This window comes from Nocardia sp. MDA0666, assembly GCF_003023875.1.
Classification (GTDB): domain Bacteria; phylum Actinomycetota; class Actinomycetes; order Mycobacteriales; family Mycobacteriaceae; genus Nocardia; species Nocardia aobensis.
Genome location: NZ_PYHT01000056.1, coordinates 1 through 719, shown reverse-complemented (window position 1 = coordinate 719; position 719 = coordinate 1). Strand labels below are relative to the sequence as shown.

Genomic DNA, 719 nt, shown 5'->3' with positions numbered 1-719 from the left:
GAGTCATCACACAGCACTTGCAGGGCAAGCAGGCGATCAGACCCAGTCAGCAAGGGCCTATGGATGGCAGATCCTGCTTGACAAACCTGATCTCCTTCTATGACAAAGTGACGCGCTGGGTGGATGAGGGAAAGGCTGTGGATGTGGTCTACCTTGACTTCAGTAAGGCTTTTGACACCGTTTCCCACAGCATTCTCCTCAAGAAACTGGCTGCTTGTGGCTTGAACTGGCGCACACTTCGTTGGGTTAGAAACTGGCTGGATAGTCAGGCCCAAAGAGTCGTGGTGAATGGAGTCAAATCCAGTTGGAGGCTGGTCACTAGTGGCGTTCCCCAGGGCTCGGTGCTGGGGCCGGTCCTCTTTAATATCTTCATCGATGATCTGGATGAGGGCATTGAGTGCACCCTCAGTAAGTTTGCAGATGACACCAAGCTAGGTGCGTGTGTCAATCTGCTCGAGGGTAGGAAGGCTCTGCAGGAGGATCTGGATAGGCTGCACCGATGGGCTGAGGTCAACTGCATGAAGTTCAACAAGGCCAAGTGCCGGGTCCTGCACCTGGGGCGCAATAACCCCAAGCAGAGCTACAGGCTGGGAGATGAGTGGTTGGAGAGCTGCCAGGCAGAGAAGGACCTGGGAGTGATGGTGGACATTTGGCTGAATATGAGCCAGCAGTGTGCGCAGGTGGCCAAGAAGGCCAACGGCACCCTGGCTTGTATCAGA

1 protein-coding gene is annotated in these 719 nt (G+C 54.9%); it reads left to right on the top strand.

What is annotated here, in order from left to right; translation table 11 throughout:
• Positions 1-17: 17 nt before the first annotated feature.
• Positions 18-719: reverse transcriptase family protein (locus C8258_RS32115; protein WP_106958335.1), on the top strand; the 702-nt coding region annotated here is incomplete at its 3' end.